The sequence below is a fragment of the Streptomyces sp. MUM 203J genome, assembly GCF_022414595.1.
Taxonomy (GTDB): Bacteria; Actinomycetota; Actinomycetes; order Streptomycetales; family Streptomycetaceae; genus Streptomyces.
Map to the genome: position 1 here is coordinate 1 of NZ_JADWYO010000031.1, position 20080 is coordinate 20080.

General features: G+C 70.5%; 20 protein-coding genes and 2 pseudogenes. 4 read left to right on the forward strand and 18 right to left on the reverse strand.

The window, feature by feature from the left end:
* Window positions 1-68: 68 nt before the first annotated feature.
* From I3F58_RS17105 to I3F58_RS17120, 4 genes and pseudogenes are all read right to left on the reverse strand, one after another.
* Window positions 69-641, reverse strand: a complete 573-nt coding sequence (locus tag I3F58_RS17105; RefSeq protein ID WP_240109539.1) for a TetR/AcrR family transcriptional regulator — start codon at window positions 639-641, stop codon at window positions 69-71.
* 71 nt (window positions 642-712) lie between these two features.
* Window positions 713-1549, reverse strand: coding sequence for an RNA polymerase sigma factor WhiG (whiG, locus tag I3F58_RS17110; RefSeq protein WP_240109483.1), 837 nt, complete (start codon window positions 1547-1549; stop codon window positions 713-715).
* Between the two features lie 288 nt (window positions 1550-1837).
* On the reverse strand, window positions 1838-3001 hold the full coding sequence (gene dprA, locus I3F58_RS17115) for a DNA-processing protein DprA (protein WP_240109484.1): 1164 nt from the start codon (window positions 2999-3001) through the stop codon (window positions 1838-1840).
* 57 nt (window positions 3002-3058) lie between these two features.
* Window positions 3059-3982 (reverse strand): annotated as a pseudogene (locus tag I3F58_RS17120) (YifB family Mg chelatase-like AAA ATPase); the annotation flags it as partial.
* A 159-nt stretch (window positions 3983-4141) separates the two neighbouring features.
* On the opposite strand from I3F58_RS17120, the gene I3F58_RS17125 reads away from it, so the two are divergent.
* The 3 genes from I3F58_RS17125 to I3F58_RS17135 all read left to right on the forward strand — a co-directional run bounded on the left by I3F58_RS17125 (window position 4142) and on the right by I3F58_RS17135 (window position 8021).
* Window positions 4142-5245 (forward strand): tyrosine-type recombinase/integrase, encoded by a 1104-nt coding sequence (locus I3F58_RS17125; RefSeq protein ID WP_240109485.1) that lies wholly within the window; start codon window positions 4142-4144, stop codon window positions 5243-5245.
* A 2-nt stretch (window positions 5246-5247) separates the two neighbouring features.
* Window positions 5248-5589, forward strand: a complete 342-nt coding sequence (locus tag I3F58_RS17130; protein WP_240109540.1) for a helix-turn-helix transcriptional regulator — start codon at window positions 5248-5250, stop codon at window positions 5587-5589.
* A gap of 1385 nt (window positions 5590-6974) precedes the next feature.
* Window positions 6975-8021 carry a hypothetical protein gene (locus I3F58_RS17135; RefSeq protein ID WP_240109486.1) on the forward strand — a complete coding sequence of 349 codons (1047 nt, stop codon included), beginning with the start codon at window positions 6975-6977 and terminating at the stop codon, window positions 8019-8021.
* 1009 nt (window positions 8022-9030) lie between these two features.
* On the opposite strand, the pseudogene I3F58_RS29825 reads toward I3F58_RS17135, so the two are convergent.
* From I3F58_RS29825 to I3F58_RS17205, 14 genes and pseudogenes are all read right to left on the reverse strand, one after another.
* Window positions 9031-9765, reverse strand: a pseudogene (locus I3F58_RS29825) (magnesium chelatase domain-containing protein); the annotation flags it as partial.
* Complete coding sequence (locus I3F58_RS17145) at window positions 9765-10127, reverse strand: YraN family protein (RefSeq protein WP_240109488.1); 363 nt, start codon at window positions 10125-10127, stop codon at window positions 9765-9767. The gene I3F58_RS17145 and the pseudogene I3F58_RS29825, both read right to left, overlap by 1 nt.
* A gap of 104 nt (window positions 10128-10231) precedes the next feature.
* Window positions 10232-10540, reverse strand: coding sequence for a DUF2469 domain-containing protein (locus I3F58_RS17150; protein ID WP_240109489.1), 309 nt, complete (start codon window positions 10538-10540; stop codon window positions 10232-10234).
* Window positions 10541-10595: 55 nt separating this feature from the next.
* The gene (locus tag I3F58_RS17155; protein WP_240109541.1) at window positions 10596-11138 is read right to left on the reverse strand and encodes an NUDIX hydrolase; all 543 of its coding nucleotides are present in this window, start codon (window positions 11136-11138) and stop codon (window positions 10596-10598) included.
* A 1-nt stretch (window position 11139) separates the two neighbouring features.
* Window positions 11140-11937, reverse strand: a complete 798-nt coding sequence (lepB, locus tag I3F58_RS17160; protein WP_240109490.1) for a signal peptidase I — start codon at window positions 11935-11937, stop codon at window positions 11140-11142.
* A gap of 99 nt (window positions 11938-12036) precedes the next feature.
* Window positions 12037-13179 carry a signal peptidase I gene (gene lepB / locus I3F58_RS17165; protein WP_275678619.1) on the reverse strand — a complete coding sequence of 381 codons (1143 nt, stop codon included), beginning with the start codon at window positions 13177-13179 and terminating at the stop codon, window positions 12037-12039.
* On the reverse strand, window positions 13118-14158 hold the full coding sequence (gene lepB / locus I3F58_RS17170; protein WP_240109492.1) for a signal peptidase I: 1041 nt from the start codon (window positions 14156-14158) through the stop codon (window positions 13118-13120). The genes lepB (I3F58_RS17165) and lepB (I3F58_RS17170) overlap by 62 nt, the downstream gene beginning before the upstream one ends.
* A complete protein-coding gene (gene lepB / locus I3F58_RS17175) occupies window positions 14151-15026 on the reverse strand; it encodes a signal peptidase I (RefSeq protein WP_240109493.1) in 876 nt (291 codons plus the stop codon). The genes lepB (I3F58_RS17170) and lepB (I3F58_RS17175) overlap by 8 nt, the downstream gene beginning before the upstream one ends.
* 70 nt (window positions 15027-15096) lie before the next feature.
* Window positions 15097-15447 carry a 50S ribosomal protein L19 gene (gene rplS, locus I3F58_RS17180; protein WP_240109494.1) on the reverse strand — a complete coding sequence of 117 codons (351 nt, stop codon included), beginning with the start codon at window positions 15445-15447 and terminating at the stop codon, window positions 15097-15099.
* A gap of 128 nt (window positions 15448-15575) precedes the next feature.
* Complete coding sequence (gene trmD / locus I3F58_RS17185) at window positions 15576-16397, reverse strand: tRNA (guanosine(37)-N1)-methyltransferase TrmD (RefSeq protein WP_240109495.1); 822 nt, start codon at window positions 16395-16397, stop codon at window positions 15576-15578.
* Window positions 16397-17002, reverse strand: a complete 606-nt coding sequence (gene rimM / locus I3F58_RS17190) for a ribosome maturation factor RimM (protein WP_240109496.1) — start codon at window positions 17000-17002, stop codon at window positions 16397-16399. Before rimM ends, trmD begins: the two co-directional genes overlap by 1 nt.
* Window positions 17003-17177: 175 nt before the next feature.
* Complete coding sequence (locus I3F58_RS17195) at window positions 17178-17417, reverse strand: RNA-binding protein (RefSeq protein ID WP_240109497.1); 240 nt, start codon at window positions 17415-17417, stop codon at window positions 17178-17180.
* A gap of 2 nt (window positions 17418-17419) precedes the next feature.
* Window positions 17420-17854, reverse strand: a complete 435-nt coding sequence (gene rpsP, locus I3F58_RS17200; protein WP_240109498.1) for a 30S ribosomal protein S16 — start codon at window positions 17852-17854, stop codon at window positions 17420-17422.
* A gap of 194 nt (window positions 17855-18048) precedes the next feature.
* The gene (locus tag I3F58_RS17205) at window positions 18049-18678 is read right to left on the reverse strand and encodes a hypothetical protein (RefSeq protein WP_240109499.1); all 630 of its coding nucleotides are present in this window, start codon (window positions 18676-18678) and stop codon (window positions 18049-18051) included.
* 480 nt (window positions 18679-19158) lie between these two features.
* Between I3F58_RS17205 and I3F58_RS17210 the strand changes: the two genes are divergently transcribed.
* A complete protein-coding gene (locus I3F58_RS17210) occupies window positions 19159-20061 on the forward strand; it encodes a methyltransferase domain-containing protein (protein WP_240109500.1) in 903 nt (300 codons plus the stop codon).
* Window positions 20062-20080: the final 19 nt, after the last annotated feature.

A 20080-nucleotide genomic window follows, 5' to 3' on the forward strand; every position in this document is an offset into this window, starting at 1 on the left:
CGCGGACACACCGCGCTGAAGGGCCAACCACCTGCCAGCCGCGTTCCCAACCTCACAGGGCAATACACCTAGCCCCGCGCCCGGGAGCCGCGGACACCGTTGAGAGCGATGGCCACGGCCGTGTCCGCAATGACGGCCGGGGATTCGGCCGCGCCGAGTTCGATGCGGCGGACGGCCGCGTCGACAGCTCCCTGGAGCAGCATCGCGGCCAGGCGGGGCTCCGGCTGGCCGAGGTCGGCCAGCACTTGGACGATCATGGTGATGAGCCCGCCGTGCGCAGCCCGGATCTTCTCGCGTGCCCGGTCGTCGAGCTCACCGGCGGAGATGGCGACGACGGCCCGGTGGCGGCGGTCACCGACCAGTTCGAGCTGGCGCCGCACATACGCCTCGACCTTGGCCTCCGGGGCAGCGACCCGCGCCATGGCGTCTTCGACCTCGGCGGCCCAGACGGGGAAGTCGACGGCGCACAGCTCCTCGACGACGGCGGCCCGTGAGCGGAAGTACTCGTACACGGAGGACCGCGCCAGGCCGGTGCGCTCGGCCAGGGCGGGAAAGGTCAGCGCCTCCGTCCCGCCTTCGGAAAGCAGGGTGCGCGCGGCCTCCAGCAGGGCGGCGCGCTGCATGCTCCGGTGCTCGGCCACAGAGGCCGCTCGAATCCTTGGCACGGGACAACTGTACGGCGGCGGGCCGGGCGTCGGGGCGGGGTGTCGGGTCAGCGTCCGACATCCGCCAGCTTGGCGCGGAGCTGGAGGACGGACTTCGTGTGGATCTGGCTGACACGGCTTTCGGTGACGCCGAGGACGTTGCCGATCTCCGCGAGGGTGAGCCCTTCGTAGTAGTAGAGCGTGATGACGGTCTTCTCGCGCTCGGGAAGCGTGTTGATCGCGCGGGCGAGGAGGCGCCGCAGTTCGCGGCCTTCGGCCACCTCGACGGGGTCGTCCGCAGCGGTGTCCTCCAGCTTGTCCATGAGGCTGAGCCGATCGCCGTTCTCCCCTCCGACGTGCAGGAGCTCCTCGAGGGCGACGACGTTCGCGAGCGACAGCTGGCTGAACACCCCGTGCAGGTCGTCGAGAGGGATGCCCATCTCGGTGGCGACCTCGCCCTCGGTGGGGGTGCGCCGCAGCCGGGCTTCGAGGGTGGCGTAGGCGCGCTCTACCGCGCGGGCCTTCTGGCGTACCGAGCGGGGGATCCAGTCGAGGGCGCGCAGTTCGTCGATCATGGCGCCGCGGATCCGGGTGATGGCGTAGGTCTCGAACTTGATGGAGCGGTCGAGGTCGAACTTCTCGATGGCGTCGATGAGTCCGAAGACGCCGGAGGAGACGAAGTCGGCTTGTTCGACATTGGAGGGCAGGCCCACACTGACGCGGCCTGCGACGTATTTCACGAGGGGCGAGTAGTGCAGGATGAGCTGCTCCCGTAGCCGCTCGTCGCCCGTCTCCTTGTACGACCGCCACAGCTCGTCGAGCGTCGAGGGGGCGGGCGGCCGTACGGTGCTCCCGGCGGCGGGGGGAGCTGCCGCGCGGTGGGACCCGGAGGTGTGCTGGGGCATACGTCGCCTTGAGCCGTTCTGCCGTGGTGAGCGGGGGGACGGATGTGAGGGCCGGGGTGTGGCTCGGATCGGGGTTCGGGTGGGGGGCTTGCCGGAAGGCGGGCGATGGTGAGCGTAGCGTGACTGGACTGTTGCTGTGAGCGAAGTCGTGGGGATCGCCCTTTGGTGGGGGCGTGCCGTCGGCCGCATCTTCGAATGGGGCCGACGGCGCGGTCGGCGGCGGAGGGACCGGCGCCGGGCAGTGATCCGAGGACCGTCGGGATTACCTTTTCACCCGAATGCCCCAGGTCAAGCACCGCCTCGCCGGTTGTTCGGGGCATGTGCGGCGGTCCGGACGAGATACCAACGGTCGCCCTCGCGGCGGGCGTATCCGAGGGAGTGGAGTTCGTACAGCCTGCCGAGTGTGTCGTCAACGTCGGTCCCGGCGGTTGTCGCCAGGTCGGAGAGGGTTACCGGGCGTCCGGGAGGTGGCAGGGCTTCGAGGACGCGGGCCGTTTCGGGGTCCAGGAGATCTCTGGGGAGGACGGGTCCGCGCCGGGCGGGTGCCAGGTCCCCGATGGCGCCGACGAGCTCGGTGACGTCGTCGGCGTCCGAGACGAGCGTGGCGCCGCCGCGCAGCAGTTCGTGCACACCGGCTGAGAGTCCGCTGGTGGCGGGGCCGGGGACGCCCATCGTGTGGCGGCCGAGGTGCTGGGCGTCGCGCGCGGTGGCGAGGGCGCCGCTGCGGTGGGCGGCCTCGACGACGACGGTGCCCCGGGTCAGGGCGGCGATGACCCGGTTACGGAGGAGGAACCGGCTGGGCGTGGGGTGCTCGCCCGGTGCCAGTTCCCCGATGACGAGGCCCTGCTGGGCGATGCGCCGGATGAGGGCGTCATGCCCTCGGGGGTAGGGCACGTCGACCCCGCAGGCGAGGACGGCGACGGTTGCTCCTCCGGCACCGAGGGTGCCGCGGTGTGCTGCGGCGTCGATTCCGAAGGCGGCGCCGGAGACGACGACCCAGCCGCGTTCGGCCAGGCCGGCTCCCAGGTCCGCGGCCATATGGGCGCCGTAGGCGGTGCAGGCGCGGGCGCCGACCAGGGCGACGGACCGGAGGGCCCACCGGCGCAGGTCCTGGGTGCCGCGCACCCACAGCCCCAGCGGGCGGGCGTCGCCGAGGTCGTCGAGCTGGCTGGGCCACTCCCGGTCACCGGGCACGACGAAGCGTCCGCCGAGGGCCCGGACGGCTTCGAGGTCCTGGTCGGGGCGGCTGCGGGCGGCACGCCTGAGGAGTCCCTGTACGCGCCGCTCGCCGGCTCCGGGAAGCGATCCGGGGCGGTACGGGTGGGTGGTGAGGCGGTACAGGAGTTCCCGGGCTCCGAGTTCGCGGAGCCAGCGCCCGCCGTGTTCGTCTCCCGGCTCGATGATCCGGCAGAGAGCCGCCCGTGCGCGCCTCTCCTCATCAGGTGCGGGCATGCTTTCCCCTCCGGTGACGCGCAGTCGGTTTCGTCGAACCCGGTCCGACGGAGGGGGTCATGCCCGCTGTCCGATCGCGAGGGGGACCCCACGGGTGATGCCGGTGCGCAGTTCCAGCGCCAGGTCGACGTCACGGGCAACGGGTCGGTCGCGTCCCGCCAGGTCGGCCAGGGTCCACGCGACGCGCAGGACTCGGTCGAGCCCACGGGCGGTCAGAAGCCCCCGCTCGATGCCTCGTTCGGCGTTGCCGAGAGCGCCGGGCGCGGGCTGCCAGCGGGTGCGCAGCTCGTGCCCCGGAACGTCGGCGTTGAGGCTCCACGGGGTGCCGTCGAGGCGGGCTGCCGCCCGTTCTCTGGCGCTCAGGACACGGGCGGCGACGGTGGCGGTGGGTTCGCCGGCGCCGTTCAGCAGGTCGGCCCGGGAGACGGGTTCGGCCTCGACGCGCAGGTCGACGCGGTCGAGGAGGGGACCCGAGAGCCGGGCCTGGTAGCGGCGGACGGCGGAGGGCGGGCAGTCGCAGCTGTCGCCGCGCAGGGTGTGCCGCCCGCAGGGGCACGGGTTGGCGGCCAGGACCATCAGGAAGTGCGCCGGGAGCCGTACGACTCCGGCGGCGCGGGCGACGACGACGTGACCGGACTCCAGGGGCTGCCTCAGGGCGTCCAGCGCCTTGCCGGAGAACTCGGGGGCCTCGTCCAGGAAGAGCACGCCACGATGGGCGAGGGAGCAGGCACCCGGCCGCGGTGCGCCATTGCCGCCGCCGACCAGGGACTGCATGGTGGCCGAGTGGTGCGGCGCGCAGTAGGGCGCCGAGCTGACCAGGGGTCTGCCCGGCGGGAGGGTACCTGCGACGGAGTGCACGGCGGTGACTTCGAGGGACTCGCGCCGGGTCAGGGGCGGCAGCACGCCGGGGAGGCGCTCCGCGAGCATCGTCTTGCCCGCGCCGGGCGGCCCGGACAGAAACAGATGGTGACCGAACCGGGCGGAATTGCATCTGATGCACGACCCTGAGGCGGCTTGCCGGGCTGATCTGCAGAGATGCTAGGGCGGTAGCGATCGCCCTAGCAAGCCTCCCACCTGGCACTTTGCCAACGATCATTCATTGGATGCATGATTCGGTCGTCTAGCGGCAAGGGGGGTTCGGTGTCAGATCGGTTCGAACCGGAGGGGTCCGCACGGTTGCAGGTCGTCTCGGGCGTCACCCTGCTGCACCCCGAGGACGCGATCTTCGAGGCAATGCTTGACGGCTGGGACCGGCAGCAACGGGGCGGACGGAACTTGGAGCGCAAGACCATCAGCGACCGGCAGGCACGCGTCCGGGATTTCATGGAATTCGCGGGCGAGTATCCGTGGCACTGGAACGCGGCCCACATGGACGACTGGTCGAGTCACCTGATCGCTGAGCTTCACAGGAAGCCCTCCACGATCCGCAACTACCAAGGTGCGATCAGGCTGTTCTGCGACTACCTGATCAACCCGCACTACCGGTGGGTGGAGGAGTGCGAGCAACGGTTCGGTACGCACCCGGTGCAGATCTGCCACGAGTGGAACACCCTCGCCCACCTCGTCGACTACGAGGGGGACGAGGACCGTCGGCCCTTCACCCGGAACGAGTTGCAGGCATTCTTCGACTACTGCGACGGCCGGGTCGAGCGAGCTGTCCGAAAGGGGCGGAAGGGGGCTCTGCACGCCTATCGCGACGCCACGATGTTCAAGGCGATCTACGCCTGGGGCCTTCGTCGCACGGAGGCTTCGCGGCTGGACTTGTCGGATTTCCACCGCAACCCCAAGGCTCCGGAGTTCGGCCGATACGGCGGCCTCCAGGTCCGATACGGAAAGCGCACTCGTGGGTCGGCCTATCGCCGGCGCGAGGTGCTGTCAGTGATGGACTGGGCGGTCGAGGCCGTCGAGGACTACGTCACCAACGTCCGGCCTCGCTTCGGGTTCCCGGACCATCCGGCCCTGTGGGTGACTGAGCGGGGTGGCCGTGTCCGCCCGCGGGAGATCGACGATCGGTTCGCCGACTACCGCACGGATCTGGAGCTTGACGAGAAACTGGTTCCTCACTGTCTGCGGCACAGTTACGTGACGCACCTGATCGAGGACGGTGCCGATGAGACCTTCGTACAGCAGCAGGTCGGGCACCGCTACAAGTCCACGACTGCGATCTATACGTCGGTCAGCGGTGACTTCATGAACACGATGATGCGCCAGCACCTGGACCAGACCCTCGCTCCGATGGGATGACGATGCCTTCCAAACTTGACTACCGCTGGCACCTGCGCGAGCTCATGGCGAAGCAGGGCATGTTCTCCACCACCGCGCTTCAGCCCTTGCTCGTCGAGCGTGGGATCAATTTGTCCACCAGCCAGGTCTATCGCCTGGTGACGGAGAAGCCCGAGCGGTTGAGCATGAAGGTCCTCATGGCCCTGCTCGACATTCTCGGCTGCGCGATGGACGAGCTGATCGAGCCGGTGGCCGCAGCGGCAGCGGCCCGACCGCGCAAGGCCGCCGGCGCCGAACTGGCCGGTGACGCCGGCGTCGGTTCCTTCCGGCCGAAGCGGGCCCGGATCTCGGGGGTTGATTCCTGATGGCGACTCCCGTGCCGGCCCCGGCTTCCGTCGAGGACGACACGGCCGCGATCGTGGCCGTCGTCCACGGGGTGGAACCCCGGCTTCGGGAGTCCGTAATCCGAACCGTGCTGGCGCAGACGTGCGTCGCCCGGACCAAGCGCCGCCGAGTCGCCCGCGCATTGGAAGGCGATCCGGGCCTTCTCACCTGCGGGCGTCCCGACGGGCCGGTCGCCGTCGATCAGCTGATCCACGCTCTGATTGCAGCTGGCGCCCGACAGCTGGTCGCCCCCCGCTGCCCCAAGTGCGGCACCCAGACGGCTCTGCTCAGCGAGAAGCTGGATGGCCAACGCGTTTGCCAGACCTGCAAAACGTCGTTCCGTGCCAACACGCGACCTTGTTCGGCCTGCGGGTCCACCCTCAACGTCAACTGCCGGGACCGTCAGGGACGTCCCGTCTGCCGCGGCTGCCGACCGGGCGACGGAGAAGACCCGGTGGCCCGCTTGATTGGCCAGGTCGCCCCTTTGGCCCCGGGCCTGAAATCCGAACAACTTCAGGCAGCGATTCAGGCTTCCAACAAGCAGTCGTACGCCCTGCTCAAGGTCTCCTGGGAGATCGAGGATCGTCCCGCGCTCCTGACGGGTGAGGGTGCCCAGGGCTCGCCGCATCTGATGCGGCTCCTCATAGAACTTCACAAGATCGGCGCGAGCGGCATCGTTGTCCCAGCCTGCCCGCAGTGCTCGGATGCACGCCCGCTGTTGTTCCGCGGCAAGAGTGGCCTTCGTGTCTGTCGCGGCTGCTATGACGCAGAACGAGCCCAGCCCTGCACAGGCTGCGGGAATGACCGCCCGGTCGTCTCCCGTTCTAACAGTGGCGGAGCCCTCTGTGGCACGTGCTCAGCCCAGGACCCCGAGAAGTTCGAGCAGTGCATCCAGTGCCGCCGCCATCGCCCCGTCGGACGGCGGACACCCGACGGGCCTCACTGTCGGGCCTGCTACCGACTGCCCGTCGACCGCTGCGGCCTCTGCGGCCGGAACCGGCCATGCATCGGAGCCAGTACGACGACGCCTCGCTGCGAAACCTGTTACCAGGTCAAGCACCCCTGTCACCGATGCGGAAAGACCTTCTACCCCCGAGCCCGCACACCGGATGGCTACCTCTGCCAGACCTGCTACAGAGTGGACCCGGTCGCCTACCGCACCTGCACCGGCTGCGGTCAGTCCGCCATTCTCTGGCACCACGGACTCTGCCCTCGTTGCGCCTGCACCCGCCGCCTCACGGAACTCCTTGCCGGCTCCGACGGCTCCATCCGCCCCGGTCTACAGCTGGCATTCGAGGCCCTCAGCTCTGCTGACGACCCAAGATCGGTCCTCTCGTGGATCGCGCCCAGGACCAGGGCTGCCACCGTGCTGGCTCAGCTGGGAACCGACGGGTTCCCAGTCGATCACAGCACGCTCGATCAGTACCCTCGCAGCCGAGCCATCGACTACCTGCGAGGAGTCCTGGTCACCGCGGGCGCCCTTCCGCACCGTGATGAGCAGATGGTGGCCCTCCACCGGTCACTGAGCGAGATCTTCAACAGCATCTCGGACAGCGACGACCGCAAGTTGCTCCAGGCCTTCACCCAGTGGGACCAGCTCGGCAGGCTCCGGCGACGCCTCGCAGGTCGTCCGGCGACCTACAACCAGATCAACACCATTCGGGTCCAGGTGAAGCAAGGTGCCCGCCTGATGGCGTGGCTCCGCAATCACGACACTGACCTGTCCAGATGCAGCCAGCGCGAGATTGATCTATGGCTGTCGGAGGGCAAGTCCGTGCACCTGCATGCCCGCGCTTTCGTGAAGTGGGCAGCCGCCCGCGGCCACACCGCTGGTCTGCAGATCCCGCCACCGAGCCGCACCAACCCGACGCCGCCCCTCGACACCGAGAAGCGGATCGAGCTCTCCCGGCGGCTCCTGACGGACGCCACCCTCGCATTGGACCTGCGCGTCGCCGGCCTCATGGTCGTACTCTTCGCCCAGCCCGTTACGACCATCACGAAGATCCGCATCGACCAGGTTCTTCACACCGATGCAGGCGTCCATATCGCCTTCGGACGAGAACCACTCCACCTGCCAGGCGCCATCGGAGAGCTGGTGACACACCTGTCAACCGACCGACGCGCTTACTCCGCCATTGGGCGAAACAGCACAAGCCCCTGGCTCTTCCCTGGCCGGCATCCCGAACAGCACCTCAGCCCAGCGACACTCCTGGAACGGCTCAAAGAGCTCGGAATCACGGCACGAGCCACCCAGCACGCCGCCCTCCGGGACCTCACCACAGCCCTGCCCGAGGCCGTGATCAACCGGCTCCTCGGCATCAGCATCTCCTCGGTCGACCGCTGGAAGGCCGGCGGTCAGTGGGCGAACTACGCGGCCGAGGTGGCCCGCCGTCGCATGCCACCCAAGGCGTGAATCAGCCGACCTCGACGGCCCACAGGCCGAGCCGAGAGCCGTCGTCACCATCCAGGTGATCGATTAGAGCCATCCCTGCCCGGGCCGCCAGGGCCTCGCTCGCCTTGTTCCGCGTGTCGATCTTGCCGAGAACAAGAATGGGACTCCCCGAGTCTGAACCCCGGATCGTGGACAGAGCGTGCTCGAAGGTGGCGTCCGCGACCTTCCGTCCCGCTCTGCGATGTTTCATGGACACGGCAAGCGCCATGATCAGGCGCTGAGGGCCTGCATAGTCGACGAGAGAACAGCGAGCGTGGGCATAGGCAGCGGCGATGCGGCCGTTCTCCGGCAGAATCCACAGCTGTTGATCTGCAGCGGCAGCCTTTGCAGTGCTGGTGAGGGACTCATCCCGAAACCAGGACTGAACACTGCGTTCCCACGGCAAGCTGTTATGCAGAGGCCGCCCTTTGCGGTCCTTCTTCGGCTTCGGAGTGCAGGTGAAGCCGTTCAGAAGGGCACGATCTTGCTTGATCGCCCTGCGCCAGTTGACAGAGTTCACTCGGCGGGTGCCACAGTTCGACGTGGGATGGTTCCTTCGGCCAACCGTCGTTCCAGCGATTCGCGAGCTTTGTCCGGAAGAGCCGCCTTCATTTCGGCCTCGTACTTGGCACCCCGGGTCCGGGTCCGCTGGTTGGCAGCCTTCCAGGCGACAACCTGCTCTGCCATGCGTCGCTGGGTCGAAGAGAGGGTCTGTTTCGCCCCGCGTTGCGCCGAGCGCGGGCGGCGGATCCGCGCGAGACCCTTGGAGCCATACGCGCCAAGCAGAGCCCGGAGCTCGGCTTCGGGCTTCCCTGCCATTCGCGCAACGTTCGCGCGACTGATCGGGTCGCTGGGCTCTTTCTTGGCGCCCTGCTTCTTGGCACCTTCGGCCTTCGCGGCAGCGCGGGTCCCCCGATCTGCCCCTGCTGCCTTCCGTCCCATGGGACGAGCATACCCAGACGGGGGACCCGAACCGCTGACGAAGCTCAGAAGGAGGGCCATTGCGCAACTTCTGATATCCGCCTCCACCAATACCGGCCGCGGCGACCTCCAGGGCGAGGCGGGCCGCCCGCTGCCCCGCGACGTCCTTGAGGTCCGGGGTGTCGGCGGGCGTGGTGGCCAGTCCGGTGCCGAGGCCGGCACCGGGCACGAGGAGCCCGGCGAGTGCCGGATCGGGCCTGCCCTCCTCGCGCGGTCCCTCGTCGGGGAGGGGGGCGTCGTTGAGGACGGCGAGGAGCTGGCGCAGCGTGCGGACGCCGAGGACGGAGACGCCGGGGACGAGTGCGGCCTCCCCCGCGGTCTGCTCCGGCACCACGACGTGGTCGTATCCGGCCTCGGCGGCGGCGAGGACCGCCGGGAGGACGCCCCGGACCGGCCTGACGCGGCCGTCGAGCCCGAGTTCTCCGATGAGGACGAGGTCGGCGATGGCGCGCGGGTCGACGAGTTCGGCGGCGGCGAGGACGGCGACCGCGACCGCGAGGTCGAAGCCGGATCCCGCCTTGGGCACGGACGCGGGGCTGAGGCCCACGGTCAGTTTCCTCTGCGGCCACTCGGCGCCGGAGTTGCACACGGCGGCCCTGACTCGCTCTCTGGCCTCCGAGAGGCTCTTGTCGGGCAGCCCGACCAGGGTGAACGCGGCGACGCCGGGTTCCAGATCGGCCTGGACCTCCGCCACGACGCCGTCGACGCCGACGAGTGCGACGGAACAGGTACGCGCGAAGCCCATCACGCCACCCCCCGTACGTGCTCGACGACCGGCGCGCCGCGGCGCGGCAGGAGCACTCCGACCAGGTCGATGCGGATGCCGCCGGGCGGTGGCGCCCCGTGCCGGTCGAGCCAGCAGGCGGCCAGCCTCCTGAGCCGGTCGGCCTTGGCCGGGGTGACGCCCGCAGAGGGGTGCTCGAAGGTGCCCGCCCTGCGGGTCTTGACCTCGCAGACGACGACGGCGTCTCCGTCCCGGGCGACGATGTCGATCTCGCCGCGCCGCCCGCAGCGCCAGTTCCTGGCGATCACGGTCATGCCGGCCTGGCTCAGCCGGCGTACCGCCAGCCTTTCTCCGTACTGTCCGAGTGCCCCGGTCGCGTTCATTCGGCACCACCTCCGGTACCGACGGTGACGCCTCGCGCACTCAGTTGTGGATCTTGGTGGACAGCTCGCCCGATGTGGATATCGCCGTCACCCGCCCGAGTGACTCAGCTGCCGGGAAGCTCCAGGTCCGTCTTGTTCAGCTCCTCGATGTTCACGTCCTTGAAGGTCAGAACACGGACCTTCTTCACGAAGCGGGCAGGCCGGTACATGTCCCAGACCCAGGCGTCCGCCATCGCCACCTCGAAGAAGACCTCGCCGTGCACCGAATGCACCTGCATCTCGTAGTCGTTCGTCAGGTAGAAGCGGCGCTCGGTCTCGATGACGTACTTGAACAGCCCGACGACATCGCGGTACTCCCGGTAGAGCTTCAGCTCCATCTCGGTCTCGTACTTCTCGAGGTCCTCGGCGCTCATGGCATGTTCCCCTTCAGCCGTGCGTGCCCCCATTGTGCGCCAGTCATCCGTACCCCTAGACGATTTCCGGGGACAGGACGAGCGGCGTTCGCGGAGGGCCGTCGTCGAGCAGTGTGCGCAACAGCCCGGCGAGTCGTGTCGGGTACACGGTCTCACGTGCCGCCGACAGTTCGCCGGAGGTCCACCACCGCAGTCCTGTGACGCTGCGGGTCTCCAGTTCGGTGAGGTCGGCGCCCAGGCCGACCTCGGTACGGGAGGTGCGGGCGAGGTAATACCACTCGTCCTGGTTCCAGCGCCGCCCGTCGAACGGGAACGAGCAGACCCGCCGCCACACGACCGGCCCGAGTTCGGCGTCGGTCACGCCGGTCTCCTCGGCCAGCTCCCGCAGCGCGGCCTGCTCCCGGGTCTCGTCGCCCTCCACGCCGCCGCCCGGGGTGAACCACCAGTCCTGGGCCGGGTCACCCGGCTCACAGCCGTGCAGGAGCAGGATCCGGTCGTCGGGGTCGAGCAGCACGACCCGCGCGACCTTCCGCAGCTCACCGGGCGGCAGCCCTCCCGGCAGCCCTTCGGGCGGCACACCTCCGCCCGCCGCCGGCATGTCACCCACGCGCCACCGCCTCGCCGGAACCGGCCCCGCGCCCGCCCGCGCCGCCGGAGCCACCGCGGCCCACGGCCCGCCGCAGCACCCCCGCGACCGGCCCGTACGCGGCACCGCCCAGGATCAGCCCCACACCCGCGGCCAACGCCCAGGCCAGCGGCTCCACCGGCCCCGGCCGCGACACCCCGCCCGGCAGCGAGGCGAACGCGGCGGGCCGCTCCAGAACCCCCTCCAGCGGCCACACCACGGCGTCCAGCCGTCCCGTCACCGCGCTTCTGGGAACCGAACCCTGTCCGGGCTCCGTGAGGTGCACCCGGGAGTCCTGGGAGCTGGCGCGCTGGTCGCCGAGCAGGAACAGATGCCCGTCGGGCACCGTCGCGGAGAACGCGCCGGGCGAGGCGGCCTTCGCGTCCTCCCACACCTGCGGGTGCAGATACGGCTCGTCGACCGCCGTGCCGTTGACGGTGAGCCGCCCGTCGGCGTCGCAGCAGACGACCTCGTCGCCGTCCACCCCCACGACCCGTTTGATCATCGTGACGCCGCCCCAGCGGGGGTCGCTGAACACCACGATGTCGCCGCGCCGCACGTCGGCGCCGCCGACCCGCTCGGCCAGCACCCGGTCCCCCGCCGTCACCGTCGGGCTCATGGAGTCGGTCGGCACGGTGTACGGGTGGTAGACCAGGGCCGCCCATGCGAACCCGCCGAGGAACAGCACACAGCCGACGGCCACGGCCAGCCCCGACAGCATTCTGCCGAGGCGGCCGTGGCCGTCGCCACCGCTGCCTGTCGTTCCGCCCATACCGGCGCTCCCCCGCTTCCGGATCGGTGCCCGCACCGGTCCTCGACCGGTGCCCTGGAACGGCACCCTACCCGCGGGTCGCTACCGGCGGTACGCCCCTTACGCGTCCCGGTGCGTCCGGTCAGGGCCGGCCGTGCCGGGAGCCGTCGCACCGTCGGCGGACGCCGACGCGGACACCGCCCCGGCGGAGGCCGACGCCACCGCCCGCCGGCGCCGCCACAGCACCAGCGGCACCGCGCCCGCGAGGCCCAGCGCCCCGGGCCCGGCCGCGAGGGCGGCGGCCGCGTTCAGCCCCGGCTGGTCGAAGGTGTCCGGCACGGGCAGCGTGGCCCAGCGGCTGACCGGCCAGGCCACGACGACCGCCCGGCCGACGACCTCCTTGTTCTCGACCGTGCCGCCGCCCGGGAGCTCCTGGTGATAGCGGGAGTCCAGGGAGTTCTGGCGGTTGTCGCCCATCACCCAGATCCTGCCCTCGGGCACCTTGATCGGCCCGAACGGCTGGTCGTCACACGGCGTCGAGCCCGGGTAGAGGTAGGCGGTCTCGTCCAGTTCCTTGCCGTTGAGGACGACCTTGCCACCCTTCTTGCACTCGACGGTGTCGCCGCCTACCGCGATGACGCGCTTGATCAGGTTCTGTTCGTCGGACTCCGGCATCAGTCCGATCCAGCTCAGCACCCGCTGCACCGGGTTCGGCTCCGGCGCGGGCTCGTTGAGCCAGCCGCCCGGGTCGTGGAAGACGACGACCTCGCCGCGCTCGGGCTCCGAACCGAACCACGGGGTCAGCTTGTCGACCAGCACCCGGTCGCCGCGCTGCAGAGTGTTCATCATCGACTCGGACGGGATGGAGAACGCCTGCACCAGGAAGGACTTGATCAGCAGCGCCAGAACCAGCGCGATACCGATGAGCAGCGGCAGTTCCTTCCAGAAGGACCGCTGTTTCCCCGGCCCCTCACCGTCCGGGGTGCCGTCCCCGTCCGGGGTGCCGTCCCCGCCCCCGGACGCGCCGCCGGTGCCGTCATTGCCGTCGGTGTGGTTGTCCACGCTGCCGCCCTCGGCGTTCTCCGCGTTGTACGTGTTGCCCGCGCCCTGCGGGGCCGCGCCGACCGCGTCCCGCGGTCCCCCCGGGGCCGCCTCGCCGGTGCCGTCCACGGCGGGGCCTCCGGCCGGACCGGGGGATCGCTCAGCGACTTGCTCGCGCCCCGGCTCCGGCTCGTCTCGTCCGGATCGTGCGCCGACCGCCAGATCCCCCACATCCACTCCTCAGTCCATGCGTTCGCCCGCCCCAGAGCAGGGGAAGGCCCACTACTCCCATAACGAGCGGGAGTTCCGCAGGGGTCGGGAGCCGTAGCGATCCATTCGGATTCCGAGAGGACACACTATGCGACGCGCCGAGTGCCGTCGTGGCACCGGGCGACGGCGCGTCCGGTACGGCCCCGAACACATCCCGTCGCTCCAGCCCCTGCCAGTGGCCCACCGGCCAGCCGATGTAGACGGCCCGGCCCACGACGCCTTCTTCGGGGATCGTGCCCTGGAACTCCTCGTCCAGATGAAACCGGGAGTCGGCCGAGTTGGCGCGGTGGTCCCCCATGACGAAGAGGCGCCCGGGCGGTACCCGGACCTCGAATCTGATCTCCGAGGGGGAGTTGCCCGGATGCACGTACGGCTCGTCCAGGGGAACGCCGTTGACGGTGAGGCGCCCGCTGTCGTCGCAGCACTTCACGGTGTCGCCGCCGACGGCCACCACACGTTTGATGAGGTCCTGTTCGTCGTCCGAGGGCAGCAGCCCGATGAACGTCATGCCCTCCTTGACCTGCTTGATGAGGAACGGGTCGTCCTCCTCGGGAAGCTGGTCCTGCTGGAGCCATCCGCCGGGATCCTCGAACACGACCACGTCGCCGCGCTGCGGCTTCGTCCCGAACCAGGGTGTCAGCTTGTCGACGAGCACCCGGTCGTCGATCTGGATCGTCTCCTCCATGGAGCCGGAGGGAATGACGAACGCCTGCACCAGGAAGGTCTTCAGGACGAGCGCTATCAGCACGGCGGCCGTGACGAGGAGCGGGATCTCCTTGACCGCGGACCGTCGGCGGCGCCGCTTGACCTTGCGGGCGAGCCTGCGCCGCTCCGCGCGCCCGGGGAGCGGGGAGCGCCCGTCGGTGGGCCGGGTCCCGGTGGGCAGCCGGGTGTCGGCACCGTGACCGCCGGGCCGCCCGCGCCTACCCATGGCCTCCGCCGACCACCGCTCCCCCGGCCGGTACGGCGTCGAAGGCACCGGTCCGGCCGACGGTGGACCACCGCCCGGCCGGCCACGCGATCCAGTCGGCCCGGCCGATCACCCGGTCGACCGGGACCATGCCGCCGCCGGGCGCGCCGAGCAGTTCGCGGGAGTCCCGGGACTGGCTGCGGTGGTCACCCATCACCCAGAGCCTGCCGGGCGGCACGACGATGTCGAACGGCACCCGGGACGGGGAGTCGCCCGGATACAGGTACGGCTCGTCGACCACTGCTCCGTTCACCTGGACCCTGCCTTCCTTGTCACAGCACGTCACCCGGTCACCGCCCACGCCGATCACGCGCTTGACGAAGACGGTGTCCGACGGCTCGGCCAGCCCGAGCCCCGCGGCGAGTCCGCGCAGTGCTCCGGTGACCGGATTCTCCTCGGGAACGTTCCGGACGAACGATCCGGTTCCGTCGAAGACGATCACGTCCCCGCGCGGGGGCGGGTCGTCGGAGCCGTACGCCAGTCTGTTCACGAGGACCCGGTCACCGACCTGAAGCGTCGGATCCATCGAACGGCTGGGGATCTGGTAGGGGGAGAGGACGAACCGGCCCACCAGCAGCACGGCCACCGCGCAGACGAGGCCGATGATCCCGATCCGCCGCCAGGACAGCCCGCCCAGCCACGCCACGCCCTCGGCGCCGCCGTCGGCGGGCGGGCCGGCGTCCGGGGCCTCAGGATCCGCGGAGTCGGCCGGATCCGAGGGGTCCGGCGCGGCCGGTCGCCGGAAACGCGCAGAGCGCGACCCGCCCTCCGTGCGCCTGTCGGCGTCGGGAGGCAGATCGCGCTCCGTGTGCTGTGCTTCGGTGTCCATGGAGGCCAGAGCCTATCCGGCCTGCCTGTGAGGACTCATCCGCTGCGCACCGCGCGGGCTGAGCGGATGCTCAGTTCTCGCGCTTCTCCTTGATCTTGGCGGCCTTGCCGCGCAGGTCACGGAGGTAGTACAGCTTGGCGCGGCGGACGTCACCACGGGTGACGAGCTCGATCTTCTCGAAGATCGGGCTGTGCACCGGGAAGGTACGCTCGACGGCCACCGAGAAGGAGACCTTGCGGACGGTGAAGGTCTCGGAGACGCCCGCGCCCTGGCGGCGGATGACGACACCCTTGAACTGCTGGATACGGGAGCGGTTGCCCTCGATGACGCGAACGTGGACGTTCACGGTGTCACCGGGACGGAACGCCGGGATGTCGGTCCGCAGGGAGGCGGAGTTGACGGCGTCGAGCACGTGAGACATGTCGTCTGCTTCCTCACTGATGCCACAGGTCATCAGCGGCAACTAGAAACGGGGTTCGAGCGACTGTCCGTCGGGGGCGGCGCACGACCCCCTGTGGCAGGGGCGCCGTCCGGACGTACAGCAGCGGTCTATTCTTCCACGGCCTCGGTCTTACGCCAAAATCGGCCACCGGGCTCGGGGGCCCAGCCCAGGATGGAGAGGGTCTCCCGGTCCTTCTTGTCGAAGACGGCGGGGTCGCAGCGCTCGATGAGGTCGGGCCGGTTCTCCGCGGTACGGCGGAATGCCTCGTCACGGCGCCAGCGGGCGATCTTCCCGTGGTGGCCGCTCAGGAGCACGTCGGGAATGCCGCGGCCCCGCCACTCGGGCGGCTTGGTGTAGACGGGGCCCTCCAGCAGGTTGGCCATGGCTCCCGGGGCGAAGGAGTCGTCGCGGTGCGACTCCGCGTTGCCGAGGACGCCGGGCAGCAGCCGGGCCACGGCCTCGGTGATCACCAGGACGGCGGCCTCGCCCCCGGCCAGGACGTAGTCCCCGATGGACACCTCGTACACCGGCATCCGGGTGGCGTACTCGTCCACGACGCGCCGGTCGATGCCCTCGTACCGCGCGGGGGTGAAGACCAGCCACGGGCGCTGGGACAGCTCGACCGCGACCTCCTGGGTGAAGGGGCGACCGCTGGGGGTGGGGACGACAAGGACGGGACCGTGGGCTCCGGCCTCGTATCCGGAGGCCAGGACGTCGTCCAGGGCGTCGCCCCAGGGGTCGGTCTTCATGACCATGCCGGGGCCGCCGCCGTAGGGAGTGTCGTCGACGGTGTGGTGCCGGTCGTACGTCCAGCGCCGCAGGTCGTGCACATGGACGTCCAGCCGGCCGCGCGCGCGTGCCTTGCCGACGAGGGAGACGTTCAGCGGGTCGAGGTACTCGGGGAAGATCGTGACGACGTCGAGCCTCATCAGCGCGCGTCCTCACCGGATCCGGAGCCTGCGTCGGCGTCGGCGTCGGCGTCGGAAGCAGCGCCGGAGCCCTCGCGTGCGGAGGCGACCTCGGCGCGGTCGTCGATGAGGCCGGGCGGCGGGGTGATGACCGCCTTCTGCTCGTCGAGATCGATGCCGGCGACGATCTCCTCGACGAACGGGACCATGACCTCGCTGCCGTCGGGCCGTTCGACGATGAACAGGTCCTGGGAGGGCAGGTGGGAGATCTCGCTGATCCGGCCGACCGGGGTGCCGTCGGCCAGGACCACGTCCAGGTCGATCAGCTGGTGGTCGTAGTACTCGTCGGGGTCCTCCGGCCGCTCCTCCGGGTCGACGTCCGCGATGAGCAGGGTGTTCCGCAGCGCCTCCGCCGCGGTCCGGTCACGGACGCCTTCGAACCGAAGGAGGAGTCGGCCGCTGTGCACCCGGCCGCTCTCGATGGTCAGCGGCCCGGTGCCGGCCGGGTCGGTGGCCAGCACGGCTCCGGGCCCGAGCCGCAGCTCGGGCTCGTCCGTGCGTACCTCGACGGTGACTTCGCCCTTGATGCCATGGGCGCGGCCGATCCGTGCGACTACCAGCTGCACTTTCTGACACTCTCCTGTCGTACGACGACGGGCCGGGGTGGGCCGCAGCCCTCCCCGGCCCGTGCGCCGGTGCTCATCCAGCTTCGCCGTGCGAGGCCCATGCCGGCCAGGTCGGCAGACCTGCTGTCCGGCTGGGAGTCCGGGGGTCATCCCCCGGAGAACACAGCGACTTCGCTCAGCGAACCTGGTCCACGTCGACGAGGTCGACCCGGATCCCGCGCCCGCCGAGGGCCCCCACGACGGTGCGCAGCGCGCGGGCGGTGCGGCCGTTGCGGCCGATCACCTTGCCGAGGTCGTCGGGGTGCACCCGGACCTCCAGCACGCGTCCGCGGCGCAGGTCGCGGGAGGCGACCCGCACATCGTCGGGGTTGTCGACAATGCCCTTCACGAGGTGCTCAAGAGCCTCGTCGAGCATGCTCAGGCCTCGGTCGACTCGTCGGCGGACTCGGCGTCAGCCTTGTCAGCCTTCTTGGCCTTGGGGGTGATGGCCTCACCCTTGGTGTCGTCGCCCTCGAGCGTCTTGGCGAACTCCTCGAAGGTCGAGCGCTTCTCTTCCTTCGTGGCCGGGGTCAGGAGCGGCTTCTCCGGGGCGGGCAGGCCCTTGTGCTTCTGCCAGTCACCGGTCAGCTTCAGGATGGCGAGAACCGGCTCGGTCGGCTGGGCACCGACGGACAGCCAGTACTGCGCGCGCTCCGAGTCGACCTCGATGCGCGAGGGGTTGTACGTCGGGTGGTACAGACCGATCTCCTCGATGGCCCGGCCGTCACGGCGGGTGCGGGAGTCGGCGACGACGATGCGGTAGTGAGGCGAACGGATCTTGCCCAGACGCTTCAGCTTGATCTTGACTGCCACGGGTGTGGTGTCTCCTGGTCTTGACGAGGTGGGGCACGACGAGATGCCGCGTGGGGTTGCGGTACTCGAATTGCCCGATGGACGCGTCAGCCGGAGGAGAGAGGGGTCCTGTTCGACTGTCGAGTACAGCTAGCCATTGTGCCACACCCCGCGCGCCTGTCCGGCCGCGGGGCGTGGCACCCGGCGACGGCCTGTCACCGTGCCGCGCCGACGGTCTCCGGGATGCGGAACGGCTTTCCGCAGCCGCCGCAGACGATCGGCGCCTGCGCCAGGACAGAGGGGACGACCCGCACGTTGCGGCCGCAGTCGCACACCGCCTTGACCCGCACACCGCCGCCCGAAGAGCCGTGCCGTGCGGCCGGCCCACGGAAGGAGCGCTTGGTGTCGGCGGCCGTGGCGGCCGTGTGCGCCTTCAGGGCGCGCTGGAGCCGCTCGATGGTCGGCCGGTACCGGCGCCGCGCCTCGGGATTGAGCGCGACCAGGGAGAAGCCACTGCTCGGATGTGGCTCGTCCGGGTGGTCCAGGCCCATCTCCTCGGCGATCGCCAAGAAACGGCGGTTGTGGTAGCGGCCGGCGCGCGAGGTGTCACGGACACCTCGCGCGGCGGCGATGCCGTGGACTGCCTCATGGAGCAGTCGCTCGAAGGAGAGCTCGGCGCCACAGGCGGACGACGACTCTCCGATCAGGGACTCGGGTGCGGCGAGATCGGGCAGCTCGGGGTGGTACCGCTGAATGTCGGCCCACGCCTGTGCCAGTTCTGCGGCGAGGACAGGTGGTGTCGTGCTCACGTCGTGACAACGAGCCGGAGGTCCAGGGGGTTCCATTACGGGGCATCCCAAATAATTTGCACGTACCCGTCAGTTGCCGTTGATGTGCTCTGACGAGGGCCAGTGCGCCGATGTAGGGCCGGTGCGCCGTTGTACGGAACAAGCCGTGCAGCCCGCCGCAAGGTGGTACGTAGCTCCTGCCGGGCCGGTGGGGCGGGGAGGCGAGCCGGAGTGCGCGGAGGCGACAGTACCCGGGCGACACGGTGCACGGGGCACCGACCTCGCTGGCATGGCGGGAATCGTACGGCGCCCTCACTATGGAGAAGGTTCGTGCCGGCCCAGGGGGCGCACGACCGGGGCACGCGCGCATTGCGCCGCCCAACCCGCGCCCGCCCCCTGGACGCGGGGCCGGATGCGGAGTTCTCTGGCATGGATGCGGAGTACTCCGGCATCACGGACGTGCGGGCGCGCACACGGGGGCTGTCAATCAGGGCACGGACGCACAGGTGGACCTCTCGGCTGATTGGGGCGCTTTCGATGACACCCATGCTCGTCCAGCACCACCCCCACCCGGCCCCGGCCGCTCCGGCGGTGTCCCGCGCGCCGGGGCGCGCCCGCGACTGGGCGGAGATCCAGGAGCGCATGCTGGTGCCGCTCTACGAGGCGGTGTACGAGCGCCTGGAAGTGGGCACCGGAACGCGGCTGCTCGGCCTCGGCTGCGGCTCCGGCCTGGCCCTCCTCATGGCCGCCGCGCGCGGAGCCCGGGTCACGGGTGTCGACACCGACCACGCACGGGTGGACCTCGCCCGGCAGCGGCTGCTGCCCGACCCCGCCGTCACCGCCCACCCGGCTGTTTCCGGGACACGTCACAGGGACGCGCCCCGGCTGGAGACCACCCTCCTGTACGGCGGGCCGGACGAGGCCGCGCAGGCCACCGACCCCGGCCGGCCCGCGTACAACCTCGTCACCGCGCTTCAGCCGATCGGGTGCACCGCCGGGGACGCCGACGCCCTGGTACCCACCCTCAGCGCCGCCGCACGGCTGGCGGAACGCGGCGGCACCGTCGTCCTGGCCGGGTGGGGACCGCCCGAACGCTGCGCCACCTCCGGCGTCCTGCAGGTCGCCGCCCGGCTCACCGAACGGCTCCGCCCCGGCGACGCCTGGCGGCCCGCACTCCGCGACGAGCTGGAGGACGTCGCCGCCCGCGCGGGCCTGCGCCCTGACGGCTCGGGCCGTGTGTCCTGTCCCTTCGGCTACGCCGACACCGACAGCGCCGTCCGCGGACTGCTGTCCACCGGGCACTTCGACGCCGCGGTGCGGGCCTGCGACCTGGCCACGGTGGAGAAGGAGATCACCGAGGCGCTGCACCCGCACACCCGGCCCGACGGCACGGTGTGGATGCCGAACGTGTTCCGTTACCTCGTCGCTAGGATTCCGTAAACCCAGCCGGACCCCGGGT